We start from the raw sequence: 5,261 nt of genomic DNA on the forward strand, positions 1-5,261 counted from the left end.
CACGGGGCGCGGGTACGGCGACCCGGCCCGCCCAGGGGGTGTCGGAGGCGTGCTCGCCGTCCTTGGACGCCCCGGCGGCACGGGAGGCGGGCACCGCCGCCTCACCCGCCCAGAGGTCGTCCGACGAGCCCTCCGGATCCCCGGCACGGGAAGCGGGCCCGGCGGTCCGCGGATCAGCCGGCGCAGGGGCGGGGGCACCGGCACGGGAAGCGGACAGCGCGGTGCCGCCCGCCCACGGGTCGTCCGGCAGCGAGGCGGGGGCACCGGCACCGGACACGGCGGGCTCGCCCACTTCCAGGTCGTCCGACGACGGCCCCGGCGCCCCGGCGGCACGGGAGCCGGGAGCCACCGCCTCACCCGCCCACAGGTCGTCCGACAGGGAGCCCGGGACACCGGCACGGGAAGCGGGCAGCGCGGGGTCGGCCGGCCACGGGTCGTCCGGCAGGGGGTCCGGGACACCGGCACGGGAAGCGGGCAGCGCGGGGTCGGCCGGCCACGGGTCGTCCGGCAGGGGGTCCGGCCAGGGGGTTTCGTCGGTGGGGTCCTCGCAGTGCGGGGGCCAGAGGTAGGGGTCGGGCGGCGGGGTGGGGGCGTGCTCGGGGCGGTGTGCCAGGTGGTACTCGACGAGGGCGGCGGCCCGTCGGCGCAGGGCCAGCGAGTCGGGGTCGAGGGGCAGGGGCCAGGAGTGCTCGGGAGCGGATTCCGCGGCGAGGGCCGGGTTCTCGGCGTCCGGGGCGGGCTCCTCGGCCCAGGCCTCGATCTCGCCGTGGCCGGCCGCGCAGTGGTCGTGCAGGGCGGTCAGGAAGTCGGAGGGGCCGCGACGGCGCTTCTGGGTCGGGCCCCACCAGTGGCCGGAGGCGAGCAGCAGGGACCGGGGGCGGGTGAAGGTCACGTAGCCGAGGCGGAGTTCCTCGACGGCCTTGTGCTCCTTGAGGGCGGCCTTGAAGGACTTCAGGCCCGCCGAGGTCCAGGCGGGGTCCTCGGGCAGGGTCGCGGTGTCGCCGCGCAGGCCGTACGGGAGGACCTTCGCGTAGGAGGTCCAGGCCTCCGGCGGCTTCTCCTTCGGGAAGGAGCCGGCGCACAGGTCGGGGACGACGACCACGTCCCACTCCAGGCCCTTGGACTTGTGGGCGGTGAGCACCTTGACGGTGTTCTCCCCGCCCGGCAGCGCGTGGTCGAGGCCCTTCTCGTACTGGGCGGCGGTGCGCAGGAAGCCGAGGAAGGCGAGCAGGGTCGCCTCGCCGTCGAGGGCGGCGAAGCCGGCGGCGACGTCCATGAAGTTGGACAGGGTCTCGCGGCGGCGGGCCGCCAGCGCGTGCGGGGACGCGGACAGCTCGACGTCCAGCCCGGTCGCGGCCAGGACCCGGTGCAGTACGTCCATCAGCGGGTCGGCGAGGGAACGCCGCAGGTCACGCAGTTCCTGGGCGAGGTGCGCGAACCGGACGCGGGCGGCGGCGGAGAAGGGGAGTTCGTCGGGGGCCCGGCCGGCCCCGTCGAGGAACGTCTCCAGGGCGTCGGCGAGGGAGACGATCTCCGCCGGGTCGACGCCTTCGACGGCGGCGGCGAGCCGCCCGTCGGGCCCGGCGTCGGGACCGGACGGACGGGCGACCAGTTGCCGGGCCCGGCGCCCGAGGAGCGCCAGGTCGCGGGGGCCGATCCGCCAGCGCGGGCCGACGAGGAGCCGGACCAGGGCGGCGTTGGCGCCGGGGTCCTGGAGCACCTCGCAGACGGAGACCAGGTCGGCGACCTCCGGCAGGTGCAGCAGTCCCGACAGGCCGACGACCTCCACCGGTACGTCACGGGCCACCAGGACGGCCTGGATCCGCGCGAAGTCGGCGGCGGAGCGGCACAGCACGGCGATCTCGCCGGGTTCCTTGCCGGTGCGCACCAGGTGGGCGACGGAGTCGCCGAGCCAGTCCAGTTCCTCCGCGTGGGTCTCCAGCAGGGCGCAGCGGACCGAGCCGTCGCGTTCGGCGCCGGGTGCGGGGCGCAGCGCCTCGACCCCTTCGTGCATGGCGCGCAGCGGGGCGGCGAGGCCGTTGGCCAGTTCGAGCAGGCGGCCGCCGCTGCGCCGGTTCTCGCTGAGCGAGAGGCGGGTCGCGGGGGTGCCGTCGGCGTGCGGGAAGTGCTCGGGGAAGTCGTCGAGGTTGGCGACGGAGGCTCCGCGCCAGCCGTAGATGGCCTGGCAGGGGTCGCCGACGGCGGTCACGGCGTGGCCGGTGCCGCCGCCGAAGAGCCCGGACAGCAGCAGTCGCTGGGCGACGGAGGTGTCCTGGTACTCGTCGAGGAGGACGACCCGGAACTCCTCGCGCAGCAGTGCGCCGACCTCGGGGCGGGTGGTGGCGAGCTGCGCGGAGAGGGCTATCTGGTCGCCGAAGTCGAAGAGGTCGCGGGAGCGCTTGGCGGCCCGGTAGCGGGCGACGAGCTCAAGGAGTTCGAGGCGGCCGCGGACGGCTTCGGGGACCTTTCGCAGGTCCTCGTTGGTGAGTCGGGTGTCGGCCAGCTCGTCGAGCAGGGTGGTGTCGTACGCGCGGAGCCGGGCGGGGTCGACGAGGTGCTCGGAGAGTTCCCCGTCGAGCGCGAGGAGGTCCCCGACGAGGTCGGGGAGGGATTTGGTGAGGGCCGGGTAGGGGCCGGGGGCCTCGCGGAGCACCTTCGCGGCGAGCTGGAAGCGGGTGGCGTCGGCGAGGAGGCGCGCGCTGGGCTCCAGGCCGATGCGCAGGCCGTGGTCCTTGAGGAGCTGCCCGGCGAACGCGTGGTAGGTGGAGATCCGGGGCTCGCCGCCCGCCGTGCCGGCTTCCACGTCGGCCGGGGAGGGGTCGGGGTCGCTGATGCCGGCGCGGGCGAGGGCCTTGCGGACGCGTTCGGCGAGTTCTCCGGCGGCCTTGTTGGTGAAGGTGAGTCCGAGGACCTGTTCGGGGGCGACGGCTCCGGTTCCGACGAGCCACACGACGCGGGCGGCCATGACGGTGGTCTTGCCCGAGCCGGCGCCCGCGACGACGACCTGGGGGGCGGGCGGGGCGGTGACGCAGGCCATCTGTTCGGGCGTGAACGGGATCCCGAGGAGCTCCTTGAGCTGCTCGGGATCGGTGAGGACGGGGGTGCGCCCGGACTCGTACGCGGTCACCTCAAAAGGCTAGCCGCCCGCACCGACACTCCTCGCCGCCGTCTCATTCCACGGTCTGGCGGCCCTCGGGGCGGGCGCTGCACGCGCTGCGGAAGGAGCAGCGCCCGCAGTGTTCGCCGGTGGCGGGGGCGAAGCGTTCGTCGAGGACCCGGCCGGCGGCGGTGGCCAGGAGGTCGCCGACCCACTCGCCGGAGGTCCCCTCCTGGAGGGGCTGCTGCGCCTGGATCTTCGGGATCCCGTCGCCGCCGTCCTTCTTCGCGGCGTCCTGGCGCAGCTGGACGAGTTCGGCGCCGCCGGGTTCGGGGCGCAGGCCGTCGAAGACCTCGTCGACGGCGCCCTCGCGGACGGCGAGCTGGTAGACGGCGAGCTGGGGGTGGCGGGCGACCTCGTCCTTGGTCGGCGCGGCCTTGCCGGTCTTGAAGTCGACGACGTACGCGCGGCCCTGCGGATCGGCCTCGACGCGGTCCATGGAACCGCGGATCCGTACGGCGTACTCGCCCGCGTCGAGGGTGACGTCGAAGTCGTGCTCGGTGGCGACGGAGGCGCGGCCGCCGCGGTCGGTGGTGTGCCAGCGCAGGAAGCGTTCCAGGGCGGCGCGGGCGTTGTCCTTCTCCTGGCGGGACTTCCAGGGGGCGTCGAAGGCGAGGGCGTCCCAGACGGAGTCGAGGCGTTCCATCAGGACGGCGAGGTCGGCGGGGGTTCGGCCGGAGGCGACCTCGTCGGCGAGGACGTGGACGACGTTGCCGAAGCCCTGGGCGGCGGTGGAGGGGGCGTCGGCCTTGACCTCGCGGCCGAGGAACCACTGGAGGGAGCAGGTGTTGGCGAGCTGGTCCAGGGCGCTGCCGGAGAGGGCGACGGGCCGGTCGCGGTCGCGGAGCGGGACGGTGCTGAGGGTGGGTTCGTACAGGCCCCACCAGCGCTGCGGGTGTGCCGCGGGGACCAGGGGGCGGTCGTCGTCGTCGGTCAGCGCGGCGAGGCGGGCGAGGCGGCGGGCGGCGGCGTCGCGCAGGGCCTCGGAGGCGTCGGGGTCGACGGTGGTGGCGCGCAGCTCGGCGACGAGGGCGGGTACGGCGAGGGGGCGCCGGGGGCGGCCGGTGACGTCCTTGGGGGTGACGCCGAGTTCGGTGAGGAAGCGGGAGGGCTGGTCGCCGTCCTCGGCGGGGGCCTTGACGGCGGTGACGACGAGGCGGTGGCGGGCGCGGGTGGCGGCCACGTAGAAGAGCCGCCTCTCCTCCGCGAGGAGCGCGCCGGGGGTGAGGGGTTCGGCGAGGCCGTCGCGGCCGATGCGGTCGGCTTCGAGGAGGGAGCCGCGACGGCGCAGGTCGGGCCAGAGCCCTTCCTGGACCCCGGCGATGACGACGAGGCCCCATTCGAGGCCCTTGGAGCGGTGGGCGGTCATCAGGGTGACGGCGTCGCGGCGGACGGCCCGGGTGGTGAGGGTGTCGGCGGCGATGTCCTCGGCTTCGAGCTGTTCGAGGAAGTTGAGCGCGCCGCGGCCGCCGGTACGTTCCTCCGCGCGGGCGGCGTTGTCGAAGAGGGCGCAGACGGCGTCGAGGTCGCGGTCGGCGTTGCGGCCGGCGGCGCCGCCGCGGCGGGCGCCGCGTTCGAGGCGCTGCGGCCAGGGGGTGCCGTCCCACAGGGCCCACAGGGCCTCTTCGGCGGTGCCGCCGCCCTGGAGGAGTTCGCGGGCCTTGCGCAGGAGCAGGCCGAGGCGCTGCGCTCCGCGGGCGTAGGCGGGGTCGTGGGCGGTGAGCCGCTCGGGTTCGGCGAGGGCGCGGGCCAGCAGGACGTCGGAGGGCGCGGGGGCGGTGACCCCGGCGGCCCGCTCCTCGTCGCGCAGTGCCCGGCCGAGCCGCCGCAGGTCGGCGGCGTCCATTCCGCCGAGGGGCGAGCCGAGCAGCGTGAGCGCGTCCTCGACGCCGACCCAGCCTTCGTCGCCGCCGGTCGGCGGGTCGGCGGCGTCGCCCTCCTCGCCGTCACCGCCGCCGGTGCCGTCCACCGCGGAGCCGGCGTCGGCCGCTCGGGCGGAACCCGTGCCCTCGGAGTCGCCCGGGACCGGTGCCGCGCCCCGCCCCCCCCCCCGGGCCGGGCCCCCGGGCGGCCCGGCACCCCGGACCACTCCCGACCCGGGGTT

Annotated in this window: 2 protein-coding genes; both read right to left on the bottom strand. The window is 76.2% G+C overall.

Features of this window, described 5'->3' with window-relative positions:
- A partial coding sequence (locus tag NOD94_RS40010; RefSeq protein ID WP_281211162.1) for an ATP-dependent helicase occupies positions 1-3,127 on the bottom strand: 3,127 nt, incomplete at its 3' end.
- Positions 3,128-3,170: 43 nt separating this feature from the next.
- On the bottom strand, positions 3,171-5,261 hold a 2,091-nt coding region (locus NOD94_RS40015), incomplete at its 5' end, for a UrvD/REP family ATP-dependent DNA helicase (protein ID WP_281211163.1).

Source organism: Streptomyces sp. Isolate_45 (assembly GCF_024721315.2).
Taxonomy (GTDB): Bacteria; Actinomycetota; Actinomycetes; order Streptomycetales; family Streptomycetaceae; genus Streptomyces.